Source organism: Mycobacterium sp. IS-1496, from assembly GCF_001499995.1.
Lineage (GTDB): Bacteria > Actinomycetota > Actinomycetes > Mycobacteriales > Mycobacteriaceae > Mycobacterium.
Genome location: NZ_LQIU01000045.1, coordinates 25,111 through 46,543, shown reverse-complemented (window position 1 = coordinate 46,543; position 21,433 = coordinate 25,111). Strand labels below are relative to the sequence as shown.

The following is a 21,433-nucleotide window of genomic DNA, read 5'->3' as shown; positions in this document are numbered from 1 at the left end:
CGGTCGGGACTATCGTCCGGGGATCTCGAGGAATTCCTCGGCGAGCGAACGCTGACAGACGAACTCGATAAGTTTCTCTCCACGTAGCCCCGCGCCCGCGCCGAAAGACGCCTTCACATAAGCGACTTCTGAGCGCATCTGACCCGCGGAGACCACACCGGCACTTGAGAAGGCGCCCGACGAATCGTAGGTGCCGACGTTATCCGGGACCGGCGCACAGAAGAGTGGAATGTCGGCGGCCCTGCACCGCGATGCGAAGTTCAGGATGTTCTGCGCCGGACTTCCGCCCGCCGACGCGGTTCCGGAATGGTACAGATCATGGACGACGGCATCGCAGCCGGAGATGTCGAGGCGGTCGTAATTCAAGCCGGGATACGGGCGTACCAGCAGAACGTTCTCACTGAATTCGTGATTCCCCCGCACCTGCGGATCAGTCGACAATCGGGGTCCAGGGATATCCGAGGCTGACCACTGATGCGGTCCATCACCTTCGCTCTCCGTGAGGTGTCGACCGCAGGCGCTGTAGACGAAATGATCCAGCGGCGAGGGAGGGAGCGTTCTGACGCCGAGATGCACCAACCGCCGGCCATCGGGGTTGCGGTACGTGACGTAAACCCCCGACGGAAATCCGCGTCCGATGATGTCGACGGCGTCGCGAAAGTTCGCCGAGCCGTTCGCCGAGGGGTCTTCGAGCGGGAGATCGCTGGCGACCATCACCACCGGGATGCGCAAGTCGGTCAGTGCGAACGTGAGGGCGGCAGCACTGTACGAGAGAGTGTCGGTGCCGTGGGTCACGATCACGCCGGCGTGCTCGGCAGCGACATTCGCGGTGATGGCGCGGGTGATCGCCGACCAATCCCTCGGACGTGCATTCTCGCTGAGGATGCTGACCGGCTCGATCACGTCGAAGTGCACCGGAGTCGTACCGGCCCTGGTGTAGTCGTCAATGAGGCGGTATGTCTGGCCCGGAACCACGTTGATGACGTCCGAGGCGATTCTCGAACCGATCGTTCCGCCCGTGAACACCACCAATATTCGATTGGCTGTCACGTCACACTTCCGAACGCACTTCGAACACGCAGTCTTTACGCAACCGATTGAACAGGGGGCAGAGCGACCTATCGCATTCAACGGTCAGCGGTGTGCCGTCGAGCAGTATCTCGAGCACGCCGCGGACGTAGCCGTGCATCACATAGCAATCAGAGGCCTCGCCGCCGGACCTCTTGTAGGTTTGGAAGTTGTCCATGAGGCGAATCGCGCCGGTGACCGCGCCGGTTGTCTCGTCGAAGTCGAGCTCGTTGAAGAGGCGCCCCCAGCCCACGTCGGAATCGAAGGCGCACCAGCGATATCCTCTCTCGGATCGAGTCGTCGGGATACTCCAATCCCCACTTCTCGTAGATCCTGTCCGCGAACACCTGGGCCGCCTTGTAGCCCGCGCGTTCAAATGCTTCTTGAGTTCTCTCCAAATCGTGCGACTCGAGCAGGGCGTTCGCCAGCTCGCTGAATAGGAGATTCACGGTTTCCACTTTGAAGGCGATGTTGCGTGACTCATCGGAAGGGTTGATGAGCGTGCCACGACTGGGGAGCAACTTGAAGGTGCGGCTGCTCGGGGCCTCCTTGACTCCCGACCCGGTCTGATCCGCGTGGGTCATCAAAATGTTGTTCACGCTGGTTTCCAGGTCCGGCCACATTGCTTCGAAAAGCCGGGCGAGCCTATTGGGTTCGATGGAACCCTCGCCGGATGCGCGATTCATCGAGCCGATCAACTTGAACATGTCGGGCTTGGTGATTCGACAGCCCTGGAACTCGGCGAGCGGTCCAGCGACGTCCCCGGGCTCGACGTCGACGAGGACGGGGCAGACCCGTCCATTCGACAACCCCTCGCTCAGGGCTCCCGCCTCGAAGGTCATCCAAGGTGAGGAGAGATTCTCACGGGTCAGCACCACCAGCCCGAAGCCGGACCCAGTGAGGCCGGCGGTCAGTTGTGCTCCCCACCGCGAGCCCTTCTCGATACTGCTGGAGGACAGAAAGGGGTCGACTGTCTGAATGACGGAAGGCAACCATTCATGCATCAGCTCGGCAATGGAGTGGCTGAGATCCCCCGACCAGCTCAAGAAAACCCGCATTCAAAACAGGCTATCGGTATGAAGTTCACCCGTCCACAGAACGGGAAGCGACGCGTAGACCGCTTCCGATATTGACCACTCTGCAGAATCGCCGCGAAAGTGTCTGGGGCGGTGGAGCGTTTCACCACCGGGCGCTAGGTGGGCTCGCCCTCGGCCAGTCCTTCGTAACTCGCGAGGAAGCGTTCGGCGGGCACTGGCCAGACCTCGCCTCGCGCACCCTTGACCACCCAGTCGCCCACCCGTGCCCTGGCCGGGCCCTCCTCGGTGGCGACAGTCTCTTCGACCTGGACCTGGCGCGCATGGAAGACGCCGGTACGCAGATACTTTCCCGCCTCGTCGGTCGGCTCATAACTGAGTCGGAAGCTCTCATCGTCGACCGAGCGCTCGACACCGGCGTCGTCCACGACAGACCAATCACCCGCCTCGCCGACCATCTGGTCACCCGCCTCGGTGGTCCAGGTCCACGGCTCGGTACGCCGTTCGGCGAGGACGACCCCCACGCGCCGGAACGACCGCCATACGTCGGGCGGACGGGTATCGAGTTCGGTCGTCGTCGCCCGCGGGATGGAGCGATAGCCGAGGCTACGCAGCGTGTGCAGCGTATCGATCAAACTGTCCTGAGCCCGGTGCTCGTGAAGCCGCAACCCTTCCGGGGGGACCGTTCCGGATGCCTTGCACTGGGCGATGATTCGTCGAGTGTGCTCATCCTGGGCCATGAGTTGATCCCAGGGGAGCAATCGGTTGTGTCGCTTGGCTTTGTCGTCACGGATCTCCGCGTACTTCCACCCCTCTGAGGTGAAGGACTTCATCCAGTCGTCGTGCTCGGCGGCGATCATCCTTCTCACGGTCTCCGGCTCGAAACCGAGTTCGCGGAGTTTGTCCTCCCGTTCCATCTCGGCGAAGCGCGCGGGCAGTGGCGGCGCCGGTGGGTGACTGAGGGTGTTCCAGGTGTGACCCACGCTCTCCACCAGCGCGAGGGTGTGTGTCACTTGTCTGCGATTCTGCTGTTTCCAGAACGGGCCGAGGGTGGTCCAGTCGTAGTCCACCTCTGGCGCGATGGGCCATCCCATCGCTCTGCTGTTGGCGCGGTACGCCTCATGAATCAATTCGGCGGCACGTTCCCAGGCGTCCTGGGGAGCGTCGTTGTCGAATTGGAACGTGACGGGAAACGGGAAGAGACTGCCTATCGCCGACGACGGGCGGAGCGACGTGGCGGCAGTGCTGGCTTGATAGATGCGTAGTCCGGGGCGCCGGTTGGCCAGGCGCGTGGCGAAGATCTCCAGCGACGGATCGGTCAGGACCACGGCGAACTCGCGGTCGTCCCGGCCGATGGTGTCGCCCACCTTCTCCACCGACGGCACGACGTCGCTGGCTTCGACGTGGAGCGCGGCTTCACCGGGAGAGATCCGCTCCTGCCGGAGTTGATGGTCGGTGAGGAATCCTGACGCCCCAGGCGACATCACGATCACCCGTGAGGGAAGTCGCCGGTCCGGATCGTCGAAAACCTTACGCTCGCGGTGCATCTGAGCCATCTCTGACGTCAGGGCGTAGGTGAGCGGGTACAGGCCGACGAGCAACACACCCTTGGCCGGCGCCCCGGCACCGGGCTCGACCCGCGCAAGGTGGCGGGCGACCCTGCCTGCGGTGATCTCGAACTTGCCGACGGCATCGGCAACCCAACGCCGCGCGCCGTTCTCGGTGGAGACGCTCGCGGTGTTCGATTCGAGGAAGCTGCGACGCCAGACTTCTGCATGCCACGGGTTGTCGATCCGGACGGTCAGGGGCAGCCGGGGCCTGTCGACACCGAGTGCGTCCAAGGCATGGTCGATTGCCTGCAGGCGTTCCTCGTTGTGCGCCGAATCCTCACTGAGCAGATACAGGCGGGTGAGGCGCTTCCACAGACGCAGGTGGGCCAGCGCCGCTGAGTCGGTCAGTGGCATCTCGCGGATTCGTGCGCCGAGGCTACGAGCCTCGGAGACGCATGACCGGTTCGAATCGCTGGTGATGATGGCGAGGGTTTCGTTCGCTCCCATCCGGCGCGCGATGGCTGCGACCAGCGGCAACGTGTCCTCGTCGAGGCCGACCACCACTGTCAGCGCCCTGGCCCGCCGGATCGCGATCCGATCCACCTGCGACCGAAACAGCGTCAGCGCGGCGAAGATCGCTGTGGACAGGGTTGTGGCGATTGCGAAGAAGCGAGCGAGCTCGAGAGCGACGGGCACCGGTAATTGTCCGCAGAAGTCCGCCCGCCCGGTGGCGTACACGGGCTCGACGGTGCCGACGAACAAGGTCAGCGTCCAGGACGCGGGCGCGATGACCGGTGACTGGGCTCCATGACAGCGCCAGAAAGCGGCCAATCCCAGTAATGCAGCGGATGCCGCTGCCACCGCCAGGATGAGCACAGGGATCCCGGCGAGTACTGGGCGTCCAGCGGGCCTGCCCAACAACAGGATGGCTGCCGGTAGGGCGATGGCCAGCGCCAGGGTGGTGAGTGATCCGGCGGCGCCGAACCAATCGATGACAGACGGAAGGTGATTCGGGATCGTCGGGAACAGGGCGGTAGCGCCCACGTAGAGGACCAGAAACAGATAGACCGCGCCGAGGACGTAACGGAGGCGCTGATATCGGGTCTCGGCGCGACGCCTGACTTCGGTCGACCTGTCGGCGTCGGAGGGTGTTCGAGCGGAGGCGCTCGGACCGGGGCTGTCCACCAGCGAATGGTAAAGAAGTCCGAAGAGCCCGACAGGCTTATCAGCTTCACACGGCGTAACGCCGCCCGCACACCGGTCGATGTACGTGGCGACGGATGTCCAGGGGCATCCGGGGTCGGATGAGAGGTTCGTCGTGAGAAGTGTCTCTGGCATGGCCGCACTGGCCGGTGCCGCCGTCATCGGCGGTGCAGCGCTGTTCGGGTTGGCCGGCACCGCGAACGCCCAGCCACAGTGCCCCGACGTCCACTGGATCGGCGCCGCGGGATCCGGTGAGCGTGGCGCCGAGGTGTCGATGAACGACGGCATGGGCCGCGTCATCTCCCGCTCCCGCGCCGACCTCGCGCAGTTCCTCCAGAGCGACGGCCGCACCATGACCGCCGAAGCCGTCGTGTACCCGGCGACCGAGGTGCCCGAGGACGGCGGCGTCCTGGACTGGGCCGGCTTCATCAGCAGCGTCGACGCCGGCACCGCCGCGCTGGCCAACCAGTACGCGACGTTCGTCCAGCAGTGCCCGACCAGCAAGGTGGTGCTCGCCGGATACTCCCAGGGCGCCATGGTCGTCCACCGCAACCTGCACACGCTCGGGGCCAGCCCCAACTTCGCCGGCGCGCTGCTGATCGCCGACGGCGACCGGCTGCCGACCGACCCGACCTACAACCTCGGATCAGTCACCTCGGTTCCCGGCGCCGGAAAGGGCGTCGCCCAGGACTGGCCGATCCTCGCGCACGCACCCGCGCCGCTGCCGCCGCACGTCGGTGCCCGCACGATCAGCGTGTGCGAACTCGGCGACGCGGTCTGTGATTACGACCCGGATGCCGAAGAGGTGACGGCGACCGGCGTGGCCGTCCACACCAGCTACGCCCGGGCGAGCAGCGGCGGGTACACCTGGACCGCACCGCTCTACCAGTTGCTCGGCCCGGCCGCCTCTGCCGACCCGGCGAATCCGATCACGGTCGCGGCCGGCTGAGCTATCCCTCTTTTCGGTGGGCCCGCGGACCGGGTCGGGGCTAGTCTGTGTTCGCCCGCGCGACCCACAGGAGCATGGCCATGTCGACCTTCTGGCGGTACATCCGCATCCAGCTGTTCGTGCTGCTGTGCGGCATCGTCGGCCCGATCTTCCTTGCCATCTACTTCTTGACCGGGCCGGATCCGATGCTGGAGTGGATGTTCTGGACGGGTCTGCTCATCACGGCCGCGGATGTGCTGATCGCTCTGGGCATCACGGCGTTCGGTGCCCACTCGGCGGCCAAGACGGCCGAACTCGAGGCGCGCGGTGTGCTGGCGCTCGCGCAGATCACCGGCATCCACGAGACGAACACCCGGATCAACGAACAGCCGCTGGTCAAACTGGACCTGTCCATCAGCGGGCCGGGTCTGACGCCGTTCGCCGCCCAGGACCGCGTGGTGGCCTCGGTCTCCCGGCTGCCGATGATCACCAACCGCACGCTCGTCGCGATCGTCGACCCCGCCACCAACGAATATCAGATCGATTGGGAGAGAAGCGCTCTGGTGGGCGGTCTGATGCCGGCGACGTTCACCGTCTCCGAGGACAATCACACCTACGACCTCACCGGGCAGTCCGGTCCGCTGCTGGAGATCCTGCAGATCCTCAAGACCCACGGCATCGGGATGAACAACATGGTCGACCTGCGCGCGAATCCGTCTGCCAGACAACAGGTCCAGGCCATCGTCCGGCGGGCCGCGGCGCAGCAGATGCCCCCGCCCGCGACCACGGCGCCGAGCGCCCCGGGCGGCGCGCCGACGGGTCCGTCGACCGCGCAGCGTCTGCAGGAACTCGAGACCCTGCGCGCGACGGGCGCCATCACCGACGCCGAGTACGCGGCGAAACGTCAGCAGATCATCGAAGCCCTGTAGTCAGGGCCCGGGAACCACCAGCACCGGCCGGTGGGCCGCGCGCAACGTCGCCCGGGCCACGCTGCCGAGCAGCACCTGGCGGATCGCGGACTGGCCGCGCGAACCCACCACGATCGTCGCGGCCCTGCGGTGTGCGGCCAGGCCGGTCAGCGCGTCGGCGACGGAGTGCTCCTTGGCTCCCGCCGGGGTGTCGACGTGTTCGGTGGCCACACCCTCGGGCGGCGCCTCGGTGATGCCCTGCCCGATCGACGCCACGACGATCTCGCGGCCCGGGAAGAGGTGCTGGGCGGCCGCCAGTGCGGTCCGGGCGCCACCGGACCCGTCCCATCCGACGACGACGGGACCGTCGGCCAGCGCGTCGTACTCGTCGGCCAGCATGGGTGCCGGCGCGACCAGCGTGGGGCGCGACGCGTAGTGCACGGCCATGTCCGACACGCTGCCCATCAGGGCCTGGGCGCCGCCGAGCCCGCGCGAGCCGACCAGCAGCACGTCCGCGGTCACCTGTTCGGCCAGCTGCGCGAGCACCAAACCCTCACCGCCCCAGGACCTTTTCACCAGCGGTTCGGCGTCCAGGCCGGCGGCCCGGGCCAGGGTGGTGCCGGTGGCCGCGATGCGCTGGGCTTCGCGTTCACCCTCCTTCTCGGTGCGCTCGACGAGTTCGCTGGCGCTGCCGACCGTGGCCCGCAGGCGCCGGCGCACCGGCTCGCTGGCGAACGGTGGAGTCCACAGCTGCGCCACCCAGGCGTGGGCCTGCGGCAGCAGCTTGCCGCCCACCTCGATGGCGGCGGTGGCGGCCGGTGAGCCGTCGTATCCGATGAGCACGCCGAGCGGCATGGGGACCTCCCTCGATTTCGACCGATCGTATGCGCCGCAGGCGCAGCGGTCACGCAACGTTCCTAGAACACGTTCCAGTTCGGCTGTTAGCCTGTCGGCAGTCTGATCGAAAGGAGCGTCGGTGAGCGCAGTTGAGGGCCCGCTGGCCGGTCGAGTCGCGATGATCACGGGGGCCGCCCGTGGCCAGGGCCGCGCGCATGCCGTCCGCCTCGCCGCCGAGGGCGCCGACATCATCGCGATCGACATCTGCGCTCCGGTGCACGAGACCATCACCTATCCCGCGGCCACGGCCGAAGACCTCGCCGAGACGGTGCGCGCGGTCGAGGCGACGGGACGCAAGGTGCTCGCCCGTGAGGTCGACGTCCGTGACCTCGCCGCGCTCGAGCAGGTGGTCGCCGACGGCGTCGAACAGTTCGGCCGGCTCGACATCCTGGTGGCCAACGCCGGCGTGCTGAGCTGGGGCCGGCTGTGGGAGATGTCCGAGGACCAGTGGGACGCCGTCATCGAGGTCAACCTCAACGGCACGTGGAAGACCATCCGCGCCGTGGTGCCCGCGATGATCGAGGCGGGCAACGGCGGGTCGATCATCATCGTGAGTTCCTCGGCGGGCCTCAAGGCGACCCCGGGCAACGGCCACTACGCGGCGTCCAAGCACGGCCTGACCGCGTTGACGAACGGCTTGGCGCTCGAGGCGGGGGAGTACGGCATCCGGGTCAACTCCATCCACCCGTACTCCATCGACACCCCGATGATCGAGCGCGACGCGATGATGGAGATCTTCGCCAAGCATCCCAGCTACCTGCACAGCTTCGCGCCGATGCCGCTGCATCGCGTGGACTCCGACGGCAAGAAGGGCCTGCAGGAGTTCATGACGGCAGAAGAGGTCGCCGACGTGGTGGCCTGGCTGGCCGGTGACGGATCGGCCACGTTGTCCGGTAGCCAGATCGCCGTCGACCGCGGCGTGATGAAGTACTGAGCTAAGCCCGGTCGGCCAGCAACTCCGCGAATCTGTCGACAGCCCAGTCGATTTCGTCGGCGGTGATGACCAACGGCGGGGCGAACCTCAGCGTCGAACCGTGGGTGTCCTTGACCAGCACGCCGCGTTCGGCCAGGGCCAGGCTGATCTGCTTGCCGGTGCCCAGTGCGGGGTCGACGTCGACACCGGCCCACAGTCCTTTACCGCGCACCGCCACGACACCGTGGCCGACGAGGCCGCGCAGTCGCGCGTGCAGATGCTCGCCGAGTTCTGCCGCGCGCCTCTGGAATTCACCGGTGTTCAGCAGGTCGATGACCGCTGAGCCGACCGCCGCCGCCAACGGGTTGCCGCCGAACGTCGAGCCGTGCTCACCGGGATGCAGCACGCCCAGCACGTCACGGTCGCCCACCACGGCCGACAGGGGCAGGACGCCACCGCCCAGCGCCTTGCCGAGCAGGTACAGATCGGGGACCACGCCCCGGTGGTCGCAGGCGAACGTGCGCCCGGTGCGCGCCAGACCCGATTGGATCTCGTCGGCGATCAGCAACACGCCCCGTTCTGTGCAGACACGGCGCACCCGCGGCAGGTAGTCGTCGGGCGGGACGACGATCCCGGCCTCACCCTGGATCGGTTCCAGCAGCACCGCGACGGTGTGGTCGTCGACGGCGGCGGCCAGTGCGTCGGCGTCACCGAACGGCACCGCGCGAAAACCCGGCGTGTACGGGCCGAAGCCGCGCCGCGCGGACTCGTCGTCGGAGAAGCTGATGATCGTGGTGGTGCGGCCGTGGAAGTTGTTGCGCGCCACCACGATGGTGCCCAGGCCGGCGGGTACGCCCTTGACGTCGGTGCCCCATTTGCGGGCCACCTTGATCCCGCTCTCGACGGCCTCGGCGCCGCTGTTCATCGGCAGCACCATGTCCTTGCCGCACAGCCCGGCCAGCGCCTGGCAGAACGGGGCCAGCCGGTCGGAGTGGAACGCGCGGCTGACCAGCGTGACGGCGTCGAGTTGGGCGTGGGCGGCCGCGACGATCCGGGGGTGGCGGTGGCCGAAGTTCACCGCGGAGTACGCGGCCAGGCAGTCGAGGTAGCGCCGTCCCTCCACGTCGGTGATCCACGCGCCCTCCGCCGTGGCGGCCACCACCGGCAGCGGGGAGTAGTTGTGCGCGACGTGGCGGCGCTCGGCGGCGATCAGCGCGTCGGTAGCCGTCGCGTGATCGGTGGCCGTGGTGTGATCGGTGACGGTCATGGATGCACCTCCAGCGTGCAGCATTTGACGGAGCCGCCGCCCTTGAGCAGCTCGGACAGGTCGACGCCGACCGGGTCGAAGCCCGCCGCCCGCAGTTGCCCGGCGAAGCCCGTCGCCGCCGCCGGGAGGACGACGTTGCGCCCGTCGGAGACCGCGTTGAGGCCGAGGACGTGCGCGTCGGTGGCGCCGACCTCGATCGCGTCGGGAAACAGCGCCCGCAGGTGGGCGACCAATGCGCCGTCGAAGGCCGGCGGGTAGAACGCGACCGTGGTGTCGTCGAGCACGGCCAGCGCGGTGTCGAGGTGGTAGAACCGCGGGTCGACCAGTTCGAGGCTGACGACGGGCAGGCCGACCGCCGCCCCGATCTCGTGATGCGCCCGGATATCGGTGCGAAAGCCGTATCCGGCCAACAGGATCCGCCCCGCCACGAGCAGATCGCCCTGGCCCTCGTTGACGTGCTCGGTGCGCACCGGGACGTATCCGTGGCGGGTCATCCATTCCGCGTAGGCGTGCGCTTCGGGGGCACGCTGCGGATGGGCGAACCGGGCGAGAACCGCGTGTCCGTCGACCAGCACTCCGCCGTTGGCGGCATAGACCATGTCGGGTAGGCCGGCGACGGGTTCGAGCAGTTCCACGGTGTGGCCGAGTTCCTTGTACGTGCGGCGCAAGCTGTCCCACTGGTCCAGGGCGCGGTGGGTGTCGACCGTCGTGGTGGGATCCATCCACGGGTTGATCGCGTACTCGACGGCGAAGAAGGTGGGCGGGGTCATCGCGTAATGGCGGATCCGCGACGTGCGGGTGACCGGGAACGGCATGGATCGACGATATGTGGGCGCCTACGTGCAAACAATCGCCGAACATTGCGTCTGCAGGCGCGATCTGTTGTGCTGAGAGCGTCTCAGTGGTGATCTGTTGCGTGGGAGGGTCATGGACCGGTTGGACGACACCGACGAACGCATTCTGGCCGAACTCAACGAGCATGCGCGCGCCACGTTCGCCGAGATCGGTCAGCGGGTCAACCTGTCGGCGCCCGCGGTCAAGCGCCGAGTGGACCGGATGCTCGACGACGGCGTGATTCGCGGCTTCACCACCGTCGTCGACCGTAACGCGCTGGGCTGGTACACCGAGGCGTACGTACTGGTGTTCTGCCACGGAACCATTGCGCCGGAACGGCTTCGGGCGGCCTGGGTGGACATCCCCGAGGTGGTCAGCGCGGCGACGGTCACCGGCACCGCCGACGCCGTCCTCCATGTGCTGGCCCGCGATATGCGTCACCTCGAGGAGGCGCTGGAACGCATCCGTTCCAGCGCGGACATCGAGCGCAGCGAGAGCATCGTGGTGCTGTCGAACCTGATCGAGCGCGCGCTGCCCTGAGTTACCCGAATCACAGGGTGGCGTACCGATCCGGCGACCCATCGTGTACAACCACCACGTGAGTACTTCAGGTGGCATCGTCATCGTCGGCGGCGGTCTCGCAGCGGCCCGCACCGCCGAGCAGCTGCGGCGTTCGGAGTATCCCGGCCCGGTCACCATCGTCAGCGACGAGGACCATCTGCCGTACGACCGGCCGCCGCTGTCCAAGGAAGTGCTGCGCAGCGAGACCGACGACGTCACGCTCAAGCCCGCCGAGTTCTACCAGGAGAACGACATCACGGTGCTGCTCGGCGCCGGTGCGGCCACCCTGGACACCGTCGGCAAGACGATCACGCTGACCGACGGGCGCGAGATCGGCTACGAGGAGCTGGTGATCGCGACGGGGCTGGTGCCCAAGCGGATCCCGACGTTCCCCGACCTCACCGGCATCCACGTCCTGCGCAACTTCGACGAGAGCCTCAAGCTGCGCGAGGAGGCCGGTTCGGCGCGGCGCGCGGTGGTGATCGGCGCCGGGTTCATCGGCTGCGAGGTCGCCGCGAGCCTGCGCAAACTCGACGTCGAGGTGGTTCTGGTCGAACCGCAGCCCGCGCCGCTGGCATCGGTGCTCGGTCAGCAGATCGGCGAACTGGTCGCCCGGTTGCACCGCGCCGAAGGTGTCGACGTGCGCTGCGGTGTCGGTGTGGCCGAGGTCAAGGGGCAGGACCGGGTGCAGTCGGTCGTCTTGTCCGACGGCACCGAGGTCGAGGCCGACCTCGTCGTGGTCGGCATCGGTTCACGCCCGGCCACCGACTGGCTCGACGGCAGCGGCATCACGCTGGACAACGGCGTGGTGTGCGACGCCGAGGGCCGCTCCAGCGCACCGCACGTGTGGGCGATCGGCGACGTCGCGTCGTGGCTCGACACCGTCGGCAACCAAGTGCGCGTGGAACATTGGAGCAACGTCGCCGACCAGGCGCGGGTAATGGTGCCCGCGATGCTCGGCCAGGACGTCCCGGGCGTGGTCTCGGTGCCGTACTTCTGGAGTGACCAGTACGACGTGAAGATCCAGTGCCTCGGCGAGCCGGAGGCCGACGACACCGTGCACATCGTCGAAGACGACGGCCGCAAGTTCCTGGCGTACTACGAACGCGACGGCGTGGTGGCCGGCGTGGTCGGCGGCGGGATGCCCGGCAAGGTGATGAAGACCCGCAACAAGATCGCCAAGGGCGCGCCGATCGCCGACGTTCTCGGCTAGCCGGCGACTTCGGCGCGCTCACGTGCGCTGAGCGTACGTAAGCGCGCCGAAATCGCGTCAGAACTCGCCGAGGTAGAACCGGGCGCCCTGATCGTCGACGCATTCGGCCATCACGCCGTAGGGCTGGCGGTTGGGTTCCTGCAGCACCGAACCGCCCGCCTCCCTGACCCGGCGCACCGCGTCGTCGATGTCGGCGACCGTCCACATCGGCACGGTCGACGCACGCGCGCTGCCGCCCGCGATCCCCGTCATCGGCTGGGCGTTCTCGACCTGCCAGCCGTCGTCGACCCGGCCCGATTCGAAGGTCCACGACAGCACCCGGCCGTAGAACTCCCGGAACAGCGCGGAGTCGGGCACCTCGTGGGTGAGGTAGGACAGTTCGCCGGGACCGGTGCCGTTGAGCGCGGGCCGCGGTGTCGGCCGTGACGGCGTGAACACCGCGAACGCGCGGCCGAGCGGATCGGTGGCGTCGAGTGTGGTGCCGAAGTCGTGTTCGGTTGTCGCGCCGGGTGTTCCGCCTGCGGCGACGATCGCCTGCCGTGCGCCGTCGAGATCGTCGACCGCATAGCAGCAGAACAGCGTGGCGGGTCCGTCGCCGGCGAAGATCCCGGTGGGCAGGTCGGTGTTGGTGACCTGGCGGCTGGCCGGATCGTAGATCCACCCCAGCACGTGGCCGTAGAACGCGGCGGCCCGTTCGGCGTCGCGCGTCCACAGCGACACGTACCCGACGTCGCCGTGCCGGATCGGCGAGCCCGCCCCGGTGGCCGGCCCGGACAGCATCCAGCGGTGTCCGAACGGGTCGACGATCACCGCGGTGCGGGACCCGTGCGCCTCGTACGGTTCCCGCTGCACACGCGCGCCCCGCTCGTGGGCCCGGCGCAACGCCGCGTCGGTGTCGGTCACCTGCAGCATCAGGCTCACCGAGACATGCTCGGCCGCAGGCGCTTTCACGCCGAGTTCGGGAAACTCGTCGGCCAGGTAGAGCATGCCACCGGACAGCGTGAGTTCCGCGTGGCCGATGCGGCCGTCGTCCATCACGATCGGTTCACCGGCCAGCGTCGCGCCGAACGCCTCGGCGTACCAGTCGATGGCCGCCCGGGCATCTGCCACGGCCAGGTAGGGCAGCGCGGCCGGGCGGGTGACGGCGGCCAGCGCGGTATCGGTTCCACTCATCTCGACTCCTTCGGTGTGATCGGGCAATCTGAGCGCCGACTCCAGGCGGGCGCGCAGCCGCGCCGCGAACGCCGGGTCGGGCTGGACCGGAAGCTCGTCACCGTGCAGAACCCACAGCGGGTCCGTGTGGTCGTTCACGGCGTGCCTCCTTCCGGGTAGTGCGAGCGGAATGCACGGCGGGCCCGCACCAGCAGCGCCTCGGTGGCGTGCACCGTCCGGCCGATCAACTCGGCGCATTCGGGGACCGAGCAGCCGTCGAGGTAGCGCAGCGCGAGCACCATCCGATGGTGTTCGGGCAGTCGCGCCAGCACGCTCTCGGCGATGATCCGGTCCAGTTCGGCGTCCCAGCCGTCGACGGGCTCACCGGGTTCGGGCACATCGGCGACCGGAACGGCGTGCCGATCGTGCCTGCGCCGGTAGTGGTCGGCCAGCTTGTGCCGCGCCACCCCGATCAGCCACGGCACGCTGATCGGCGCGGAGGTGCCCCGCCGGGCAGCGTCCATCGCCGCCAGGAAGGTCTCCGACGTCAGGTCCTCGGCGGTTCCGCGGTCCGGACAACGCCTGACGAAGTAGCCGTACACCGTTGGCAGGGCGTCGTCATAGAGCGCCAGCAGGGCCCGCGGAGCGTCCGCACCGTCAGGTTCGCCGCTCACACCCTCATCGTCGCCGTTGCGCGCCGAACTCCGACGCCCTTCGGGTCAATGCAGCGCGCGCAGTCCGTCGCGTACGGTGTCGAACGCGTCGCCGAGCGCCTGCGCCAGCGACACCGCCTCGTCGGCCAGCCACTGCTCGTAGGCCGACAGCGCCACCCCGAGCATCGTCCACGCCACCGTCTGCGGCACGAGATCCTGGGCCTTGCCCCCGATCCGGCCGGCCACGAAGCGGGCGATCACGGCCCGCCAGCCGGCGTACATGGTCATCGAATACGCTTGCAGCGCATCGGTTTGCAGAATGACGCGCATCCGCTGGCGGTGCCTGGCGGTCTCCGCGGCGTCGAACCTGTTGAACGCCAGCAGCGCGGCCCGCAGCGCTTCGTCGACGGGGACGGCGGGGTCGAGATCGTCGAACAGGTGCTGCATGTGCTCGAGGTGCGCGTCGAAGTCGCCCCAGGGGATCGCGTTCTTGGACGAGTAGTAGCGGAACAGCGTGCGCCGGGCAATCCCCGCGGCGGCGGCCACGTCCTCGACGCTGACCTCGTCGAACCCACGCGCGGCGAACAGTTCGAGCGCGACGTCGGCGATGTGGTCCTGGGTGGTGGAGCGACGCCGGCCCACGCGAGGGGCGGAGTCCTGCCGCATGACAATCCACCCCTTCCGTTCTGGCACTCGATGCCATATCCTAGGCGACCTAGGTCACATCTCAGTGACCCTACGCGACGAAAGGCAGTGCTCATGGAGCCCAATCAGCACGTTGAAGCCGACACCGAACTGGTCACCGAGACGCTGGTCGAAGAGGTCTCGATCGACGGGATGTGCGGGGTCTACTGACCGTGACGGCGCCTGTTGCGTTCGACCCCGATCTGCGGTGGCGGCTGCACCATCAGGTGGCGGTGCGACCCGAACCGTTCGGGGCGCTGCTGTACCACTTCGGGACCCGCAAGCTGTCGTTCCTGAAGAACCGCACGATCGTCGACGTGGTGAACTCCCTGGCCGATCACCGCGACGCCCGTTCCGCTTGCCGCGCAGCGGGTGTCGACGACGCGCAACAGGCGCCGTACCTGCACGCCCTCGGCGTGCTCGTCCAATCCAAGATGCTCGTCTGCGAGGAGAAACCCGCATCATGACTTCCGTCGTTCCGGGCGCAGCGCCCGTGCCGCGCCTGGTCGAGCAGTTCGAGCACGGCCTCGACGCGCCGATCTGTCTCACGTGGGAACTCACCTACGCCTGCAACCTGGCCTGCGTGCACTGCCTGTCCTCGTCGGGCAAACGCGATCCGCGCGAGCTGTCCACGCAGCAGTGCAAGGACATCATCGACGAGCTCGAACGTATGCAGGTGTTCTACGTCAACATCGGTGGCGGGGAACCCACCGTGCGGCCGGACTTCTGGGAGCTGGTCGACTATGCGACCGCCCACCACGTCGGGGTGAAGTTCTCCACCAACGGTGTGCGCATCACCCCGGAGGTCGCCGCCAAGCTGGCCGCCAGCGACTACGTCGACGTCCAGATCTCCCTCGACGGCGCGACCGCGGAGATCAACGACGCGGTCCGCGGCCCCGGCTCCTTCGCGATGGCCGAGCGCGCCCTGGAGAACCTCGCCGCCGCGGGGTTCAAGGACGCCAAGATCTCCGTCGTGGTCACCCGGCACAACGTCGGCCAGCTCGACGACTTCGCGGCGCTGGCGAGCCGGTACGGCGCCACGCTGCGCATCACCAGGTTGCGTCCCTCCGGCCGTGGCGCCGACGTGTGGGACGATCTGCACCCCACCGCCGAACAGCAGGTGCAGCTCTACAACTGGCTGGTGGCCAAGGGTGAGCGGGTGCTCACCGGCGATTCGTTCTTCCACCTCTCCGGGCTGGGTGAGCCGGGTGCGCTGGCCGGGCTGAACCTCTGCGGCGCCGGACGCGTGGTCTGCCTGATCGACCCGGTGGGCGACGTGTACGCCTGCCCGTTCGCCATCCACGACAAGTTCCTGGCCGGAAACATCTTGTCGGACAACGGGTTCAAGAACGTCTGGCAGAACTCCGAACTGTTTCGCGAACTGCGTGAACCGCAGTCGGCGGGTGCCTGCAGCGGCTGCGGGCACTACGACGCCTGCCGCGGCGGGTGCATGGCGGCGAAGTTCTTCACCGGTCTGCCGCTCGACGGTCCCGACCCGGAGTGCGTGCAGGGTTACGGTGCGCCGGCGCTCGAACTCGACCGGGTCAAGCCCAAGCCCAGCGGCGACCACTCGCGCGGGACCAAGCAGAAAGGCCCGATCCCGCTGAAACTGCTGACCAAGCCGCCCGCTCGGCTGTGTGACGAAAGCCCGGTGTAGTCATGGCGCGCGATACCTGGTTCGAGACGGTCGCCATCGCCCAGCAGAGGGCGAAGAAGCGGCTGCCCAAGTCCGTCTACTCCTCGCTGATCTCCGCCAGCGAGAAGGGCGTGACGGTCTCCGACAACGTGGAGTCCTTCTCCGAGCTCGGCTTCGCCCCGCACGTCCTCGGTGTCGCCGAGAAGCGTGACCTGTCGACAACGGTGATGGGGCAAGAGATCTCGATGCCGGTCATGATCTCTCCGACCGGCGTGCAGGCCGTCGACCCCGACGGCGAGGTGGCGGTGGCCCGCGCGGCGGCCGCTCGCGGCACCGCGATGGGGTTGTCCTCGTTCGCCAGCAAGCCGATCGAAGAGGTCATCGCCGCCAACCCCAAGCTGTTCTTCCAGATCTACTGGCTGGGCGGCCGGGAGGCGATCCTGGAGCGGGCGCAGCGAGCCAAGGAGGCCGGCGCGGTCGGGCTGATCGCCACGACCGACTGGAGTTTCTCCCACGGCCGCGACTGGGGCAGCCCGAAGATCCCCGAGCAGATGAACCTCAAGACGATGTTGAGGATGTCGCCCGAGGTGCTCACCAAGCCGCGCTGGCTGTGGGACTTCGGCAAGACGCTGAGCGCGCCCGACCTGCGGGTCCCCAACCAGGGCCGCCGCGGTGAGCCCGGACCGCCGTTCTTCCAGGCCTACGGCGAGTGGATGGGTACGCCGCCGCCCACCTGGGAGGACATCGCCTGGTTGCGCGAGCGGTGGGACGGTCCGTTCATGCTCAAGGGAATCGTGCGGGTGGACGACGCCAAACGCGCTGTTGACGCGGGTGTTTCAGCCATCTCGGTGTCCAATCACGGCGGCAACAACCTCGACGGCACGCCGGCCGCCATCCGTTGCCTGCCCGCCGTCGCCGACGCCGTCGGTGACCAGGTCGAGGTCCTGCTCGACGGCGGTATCCGTCGCGGCGGCGACGTCGTCAAGGCCCTGGCGCTCGGCGCCCGCGCCGTGATGATCGGCCGGGCCTACCTGTGGGGACTCGCCGCCAACGGACAGGCCGGCGTCGAGAACGTCCTGGACATCCTCCGCGGCGGCATCGACTCTGCGCTGATGGGGCTCGGACGTGCCTCGATTCACGATCTGGGGCCGGACGACATCCTCGTGCCCAACGGGTTCACCCGTGCGCTCGGCCTGCCTGCCGGGAACGACAACTGATCGGCTGAGCCACTTGTTGTGACACAGGGGGCAGACGGTGCTGCCGGGGTGGAATCTTTTCAATCCCGTACACCAACAACCGGCGCACGCCAGGTGAATTCGGCTTACCATCGCGGGGTGGCTTTTCCCCGCGAGCTGGGGAACTCGACGTCGAGGCAGCTGCGCACCACGTCGACGGCGTTGATGGTTCCCCTAGGTTCCACCGAGCAGCATGGACCTCACCTTCCGCTGGACACCGACACCCGCATCGCCGCCGCGGTGGCCCGCGCGGTCGCGGGCACGCTGCCGCCGTCCTGGTCGCTGGCGCCCGCCATCGGCTACGGCGCCAGCGGTGAACACGAGAGTTTCCCCGGCACCATCTCGATCGGCACCGCCGCACTGCGGCTACTGCTGGTCGAATTCGGCAGGTCGGCCACCAACTGGGCGTCGCGGGTGGTGTTCCTCAACGGCCACGGCGGCAACACCGAGGCGCTCGCCGGCGCGACCGCGCTGCTGCGCTACGAGGACCGCGACGTCGCCTGGTGCCCGTGCATCGCCGAGAATGCCGACGCACACGCCGGCCACACCGAAACGTCCGTAATGCTGCACATCTCGCCCGGCGACGTGCACACCGACCACTGGGAGCGCGGCAACACGGCACCGCTGCGCGACCTGATGCCGCAGCTGCGCCAGGGCGGTGTCGCGGCGGTCAGCGAGGTCGGCGTGCTCGGTGACCCCACGACGGCCACCGACACCGACGGCGGACGACTGTTCGACGAGATGGTGCGGCACTGCACCGACCGGATCACGCGCTGGGCCCCGGACCGCAACGGGATGCTGCGGTGACCGGGCCCCGGCTGCCCGACGGGTTTGCCGTACAGGTCGACCGGCGGGTCAAGGTGCTCGGTGAGGGTGCGGCGCTGCTCGGCGGGTCGCCCACCCGGTTGCTGCGGCTGGCCCCGGCCGCCCAGACCATGCTCAGCGGCGGCCGCCTCGAGGTGCACGACGCGACGAGCGCCCAGCTGGCCCGCACCCTGCTCGACGCCACCGTCGCCCACCCACGCCCCGCGAGCGGCCCCTCGCACCGTGACGTGACCATCGTCATCCCGGTGCGCGACAACCTCTTCGGACTACAGCGCCTCGTCGGTTCGTTGCGCGGTCTGCGGGTCATCGTCGTCGACGACGGGTCCGCGACACCGGTCGAGCCCAGCGACATGGCCGGTGTGCACTGCGATGTGCAGCTGATCCGGCACGACCGCAGCCGAGGGCCCGCGGCTGCCCGCAACACCGGCGCCGCGGCGTGCTCGACGGACTTCGTCGCCTTCCTCGACTCCGACGTCCTCCCCCGACGAGGCTGGCTCGAAGCTTTGCTGGGACACTTCTGCGACCCGGCGGTGGCGTTGGTGGCGCCGCGCATCGTGGGGCTGGGCACCGCCGACAACCCGGTGGCGCGGTACGAGGCGGTGCGCTCCTCGCTCGATCTGGGGCACCGGGAAGCGCCCGTGGTGCCCTACGGTCCGGTGTCCTACGTGCCGAGCGCCGCGATCATCTGCCGGCGGCGCACGCTCGAGGAGGTCGGCGGCTTCGACGAGACGCTGCACTCGGGTGAGGACGTCGACCTGTGCTGGCGGCTCGTGGAGGCCGGAGCCCGGTTGCGCTACGAACCGATCGCCCTGGTCGCCCACGACCACCGGACCGACCTGGGGGAGTGGTTCCTGCGCAAGGCCTTCTACGGCAAGTCCGCGGCGCCGCTGTCGGTGCGGCATCCGGGCAAGACCGCGCCCCTGGTGATCTCGGGATGGACGTTGGTGACCTGGGTGCTGATGGCGATGGGCAGCTGTATCGGTTACCTCGCGTCGGTGCTCGTCGCCGGTTGGACCGCGCGGCGGGTGGCCAATTCGTTGCGTTCGGTGGAGACCGGGCCCCGGCAGGTGGCCGCGATCGCCGTGCACGGACTGTGGTCGGCGGCGCTGCAACTGGCGTCGGCGATCTGCCGGCACTACTGGCCGATCGCTCTGCTGGCGGCGCTGGTGTCGCGTCGCTGCCGGCAGGCGGTGCTGATCGCCGCGGTGGTCGACGGCGTCGTCGACTGGGCCGCCCGGCGCCGCACCACCGACGACGACACCCAACAGGTCGGGTTGCTGACCTATGTGCTGCTGCGCCGGCTCGACGACATCGCCTACGGACTCGGGCTGTGGACCGGGGTGGTGCGCGAACGGCACCTCGGTGCGCTCAAACCGCAGATCCGAACATAAAGGCTGCCTTGCCCACAGCCACCGCTCGCGCTCGTGACGTGCTCATCGTCGGCGCCGGAAGTGCCGGATCAGTGCTGGCCGAGGGGCTTTCCGCCGATCCGCAGTGCCACGTCACCGTGGTCGAGGCCGGACCGGCACCGTCCGACCCGCGGGTGGCGCAGCAGATCAGCGACGGGCTGCGGCTGCCGATCGGCACCGCCAGTTCGGTGGTCCGGCACTACCAGACCACCCTCACCGACGAACCCGTCCGTCGCACGCAGATCACCCGGGGTGCGGTCGTCGGCGGGTCGGGCGCGGTCAACGGCGGATACTTCTGCCGCGGGCTGCCCGCCGATTTCGACGGGTGGGGAATCCCCGGCTGGGCGTGGCGCGATGTGCTACCGCATTTCCGGGCGATCGAGACCGACCTCGACTTCGGTGGGCCGTTGCACGGCCGGAACGGACCCATCCGGATCAGCCGGGTACGCGACTTCGACGGATGCACCGCGTCTTTCGTCGAGGCCACCCGGCGTGCCGGCTTCCGGTGGGTCGAGGATCTGAGCGGACTCGACGCGGGGGTGTCCGCCGACGGCGTCGGTGCGGTGCCGCTGAACGTCGACAGCGGAACCCGCGTCGGACCGGGCGGGGCGTTCCTGCAGCCGGCGCTGGAACGTGACAACCTCGACCTGCTGTGCGACACGCGGGCCACGCGGGTCCACATCGCGCGGGGCCGGGCGGTGGCCGTCGAATGCGCGGGTCCCGCGGGTCCCCGAACTCTGACGGCGGACCGGATCGTGCTCTGTGCCGGAGCGATCGCCACCGCACAGCTGCTGATGCTGTCCGGTGTCGGACCTGCGGATGCGTTGCGCGAGTTGGGAATCGGTGTGTGGGCGGATCTGCCCGTCGGTGCGTCCACCTCCGACCACCCGGAATGGGTGATTCCGGTGGGGTGGACGCCGACGCACGACCTGCCGCCACTGGAGGCGGTGCTGACCACCGAGTCGGGTCTCGAGATCCGGCCCTACACATCGGGTTTCGTGGCGATGGTGCACGGTCCCGGGCACGACCCGGCCGACAGTCCACACATCGGCGTGGCGTTGATGCGGCCGCGGTCGAGGGGCCGCCTCACGCTCGCGTCTGCCGATCCGCTGGTCCCTCCGCTGATCGAACACCGCTACGACAGCGAACCCGACGATGTGTCCGACCTCGCCGCAGGAGCCGCGATGGCGCACGAGATCATCAGCGGCACAGTGTCTTCGGGCGATCCGTCCTGGTCGACGTCACAGCATCTGGCCGGGACGGCGCCGATGGGGGGCGATGACGACCCGCGGGCGGTGCTCGACGGGCAGTGCCGGGTGCGCGGCGTCGACGGGCTGTGGGTGGCCGACGGTTCGGTGATGCCCGCCATCACCAGCCGAGGCCCGCATGCGACGATCGCGATGATCGGTCACCGGGCGGTGGAGTTCATCGCGGGCTGAGCGGTGCCGGCGCCTCGGCCAGGC

The 21,433-nt window shown here is 68.6% G+C and carries 21 protein-coding genes; 12 read left to right on the top strand and 9 right to left on the bottom strand.

The genetic code is table 11. The features are described from left to right. Positions 1 to 9: 9 nt before the first annotated feature. The 3 genes from AU195_RS19985 to AU195_RS19975 all read right to left on the bottom strand — a co-directional run bounded on the left by AU195_RS19985 (position 10) and on the right by AU195_RS19975 (position 4,837). Complete coding sequence (locus AU195_RS19985) at positions 10 to 1,050, bottom strand: asparaginase (protein ID WP_172800644.1); 1,041 nt, start codon at positions 1,048 to 1,050, stop codon at positions 10 to 12. A gap of 149 nt (positions 1,051 to 1,199) precedes the next feature. Further along, the gene (locus AU195_RS19980) at positions 1,200 to 2,126 is read right to left on the bottom strand and encodes a TIR domain-containing protein (RefSeq protein ID WP_059160792.1); all 927 of its coding nucleotides are present in this window, start codon (positions 2,124 to 2,126) and stop codon (positions 1,200 to 1,202) included. 134 nt (positions 2,127 to 2,260) lie between these two features. Next, positions 2,261 to 4,837, bottom strand: coding sequence for a RyR domain-containing protein (locus tag AU195_RS19975; protein WP_157531198.1), 2,577 nt, complete (start codon positions 4,835 to 4,837; stop codon positions 2,261 to 2,263). 151 nt (positions 4,838 to 4,988) lie between these two features. Here AU195_RS19975 and AU195_RS19970 point away from each other — a divergent pair, with 151 nt between their 5' ends. Then, positions 4,989 to 5,804, top strand: coding sequence for a cutinase family protein (locus AU195_RS19970; protein ID WP_157531212.1), 816 nt, complete (start codon positions 4,989 to 4,991; stop codon positions 5,802 to 5,804). 80 nt (positions 5,805 to 5,884) lie between these two features. Beyond that, entirely contained in the window at positions 5,885 to 6,712 is an 828-nt protein-coding gene (locus tag AU195_RS19965; protein WP_059160910.1) for an SHOCT domain-containing protein, read from the top strand. Here AU195_RS19965 and AU195_RS19960 read toward each other — a convergent pair whose 3' ends face one another. Beyond that, positions 6,713 to 7,546 carry a universal stress protein gene (locus AU195_RS19960; protein ID WP_059160790.1) on the bottom strand — a complete coding sequence of 278 codons (834 nt, stop codon included), beginning with the start codon at positions 7,544 to 7,546 and terminating at the stop codon, positions 6,713 to 6,715. Positions 7,547 to 7,667: 121 nt separating this feature from the next. Between AU195_RS19960 and AU195_RS19955 the strand changes: the two genes are divergently transcribed. Then, on the top strand, positions 7,668 to 8,522 hold the full coding sequence (locus AU195_RS19955; protein WP_082703129.1) for a mycofactocin-coupled SDR family oxidoreductase: 855 nt from the start codon (positions 7,668 to 7,670) through the stop codon (positions 8,520 to 8,522). 1 nt (position 8,523) lies between these two features. Here AU195_RS19955 and rocD read toward each other — a convergent pair whose 3' ends face one another. Continuing rightward, complete coding sequence (gene rocD, locus AU195_RS19950) at positions 8,524 to 9,768, bottom strand: ornithine--oxo-acid transaminase (RefSeq protein ID WP_059160788.1); 1,245 nt, start codon at positions 9,766 to 9,768, stop codon at positions 8,524 to 8,526. Continuing rightward, positions 9,765 to 10,583 carry a dimethylargininase gene (gene ddaH, locus AU195_RS19945; protein WP_059160787.1) on the bottom strand — a complete coding sequence of 273 codons (819 nt, stop codon included), beginning with the start codon at positions 10,581 to 10,583 and terminating at the stop codon, positions 9,765 to 9,767. The genes rocD and ddaH overlap by 4 nt, the downstream gene beginning before the upstream one ends. Positions 10,584 to 10,695: 112 nt before the next feature. On the opposite strand from ddaH, the gene AU195_RS19940 reads away from it, so the two are divergent. Together AU195_RS19940 and AU195_RS19935 are read left to right on the top strand one after the other, a co-directional pair. Next, positions 10,696 to 11,142 (top strand): Rv2324 family transcriptional regulator, encoded by a 447-nt coding sequence (locus tag AU195_RS19940; protein WP_059160786.1) that lies wholly within the window; start codon positions 10,696 to 10,698, stop codon positions 11,140 to 11,142. 28 nt (positions 11,143 to 11,170) lie between these two features. Next, positions 11,171 to 12,376: an NAD(P)/FAD-dependent oxidoreductase gene (locus tag AU195_RS19935; protein ID WP_172800658.1), complete on the top strand. Its 1,206-nt coding sequence runs from the start codon at positions 11,171 to 11,173 to the stop codon at positions 12,374 to 12,376. Between the two features lie 57 nt (positions 12,377 to 12,433). Here the strand turns inward: AU195_RS19935 and AU195_RS19930 are convergent, their stop codons facing one another. From AU195_RS19930 to mftR, 3 genes are read right to left on the bottom strand one after another with little or no spacing between them, the layout of a single operon-like run. Further along, the gene (locus AU195_RS19930; RefSeq protein ID WP_059160784.1) at positions 12,434 to 13,687 is read right to left on the bottom strand and encodes a VOC family protein; all 1,254 of its coding nucleotides are present in this window, start codon (positions 13,685 to 13,687) and stop codon (positions 12,434 to 12,436) included. Continuing rightward, complete coding sequence (locus AU195_RS19925; RefSeq protein WP_059160783.1) at positions 13,684 to 14,202, bottom strand: RNA polymerase sigma factor; 519 nt, start codon at positions 14,200 to 14,202, stop codon at positions 13,684 to 13,686. Before AU195_RS19925 ends, AU195_RS19930 begins: the two co-directional genes overlap by 4 nt. Positions 14,203 to 14,247: 45 nt before the next feature. Further along, positions 14,248 to 14,847 (bottom strand): mycofactocin system transcriptional regulator MftR, encoded by a 600-nt coding sequence (mftR, locus tag AU195_RS19920; RefSeq protein ID WP_059160782.1) that lies wholly within the window; start codon positions 14,845 to 14,847, stop codon positions 14,248 to 14,250. Between the two features lie 93 nt (positions 14,848 to 14,940). On the opposite strand from mftR, the gene mftA reads away from it, so the two are divergent. From mftA to mftG, 7 genes are all read left to right on the top strand, one after another. Beyond that, a complete protein-coding gene (mftA, locus tag AU195_RS25345; RefSeq protein WP_082703128.1) occupies positions 14,941 to 15,036 on the top strand; it encodes a mycofactocin precursor MftA in 96 nt (31 codons plus the stop codon). Then, entirely contained in the window at positions 15,021 to 15,332 is a 312-nt protein-coding gene (gene mftB, locus AU195_RS19910; RefSeq protein WP_216636402.1) for a mycofactocin biosynthesis chaperone MftB, read from the top strand. Before mftA ends, mftB begins: the two co-directional genes overlap by 16 nt. Further along, positions 15,329 to 16,522 (top strand): mycofactocin radical SAM maturase, encoded by a 1,194-nt coding sequence (gene mftC / locus AU195_RS19905; protein ID WP_059160779.1) that lies wholly within the window; start codon positions 15,329 to 15,331, stop codon positions 16,520 to 16,522. Before mftB ends, mftC begins: the two co-directional genes overlap by 4 nt. Positions 16,523 to 16,524: 2 nt before the next feature. Next, positions 16,525 to 17,718, top strand: a complete 1,194-nt coding sequence (mftD, locus tag AU195_RS19900) for a pre-mycofactocin synthase MftD (RefSeq protein ID WP_059160778.1) — start codon at positions 16,525 to 16,527, stop codon at positions 17,716 to 17,718. 93 nt (positions 17,719 to 17,811) lie between these two features. Beyond that, entirely contained in the window at positions 17,812 to 18,543 is a 732-nt protein-coding gene (gene mftE / locus AU195_RS19895; RefSeq protein ID WP_172800643.1) for a mycofactocin biosynthesis peptidyl-dipeptidase MftE, read from the top strand. Then, positions 18,540 to 19,952, top strand: a complete 1,413-nt coding sequence (mftF, locus tag AU195_RS19890) for a mycofactocin biosynthesis glycosyltransferase MftF (protein ID WP_059160776.1) — start codon at positions 18,540 to 18,542, stop codon at positions 19,950 to 19,952. The genes mftE and mftF overlap by 4 nt, the downstream gene beginning before the upstream one ends. 38 nt (positions 19,953 to 19,990) lie before the next feature. Beyond that, entirely contained in the window at positions 19,991 to 21,409 is a 1,419-nt protein-coding gene (mftG, locus tag AU195_RS19885) for a mycofactocin dehydrogenase MftG (RefSeq protein WP_172800657.1), read from the top strand. Positions 21,410 to 21,433 lie beyond the last annotated feature (24 nt).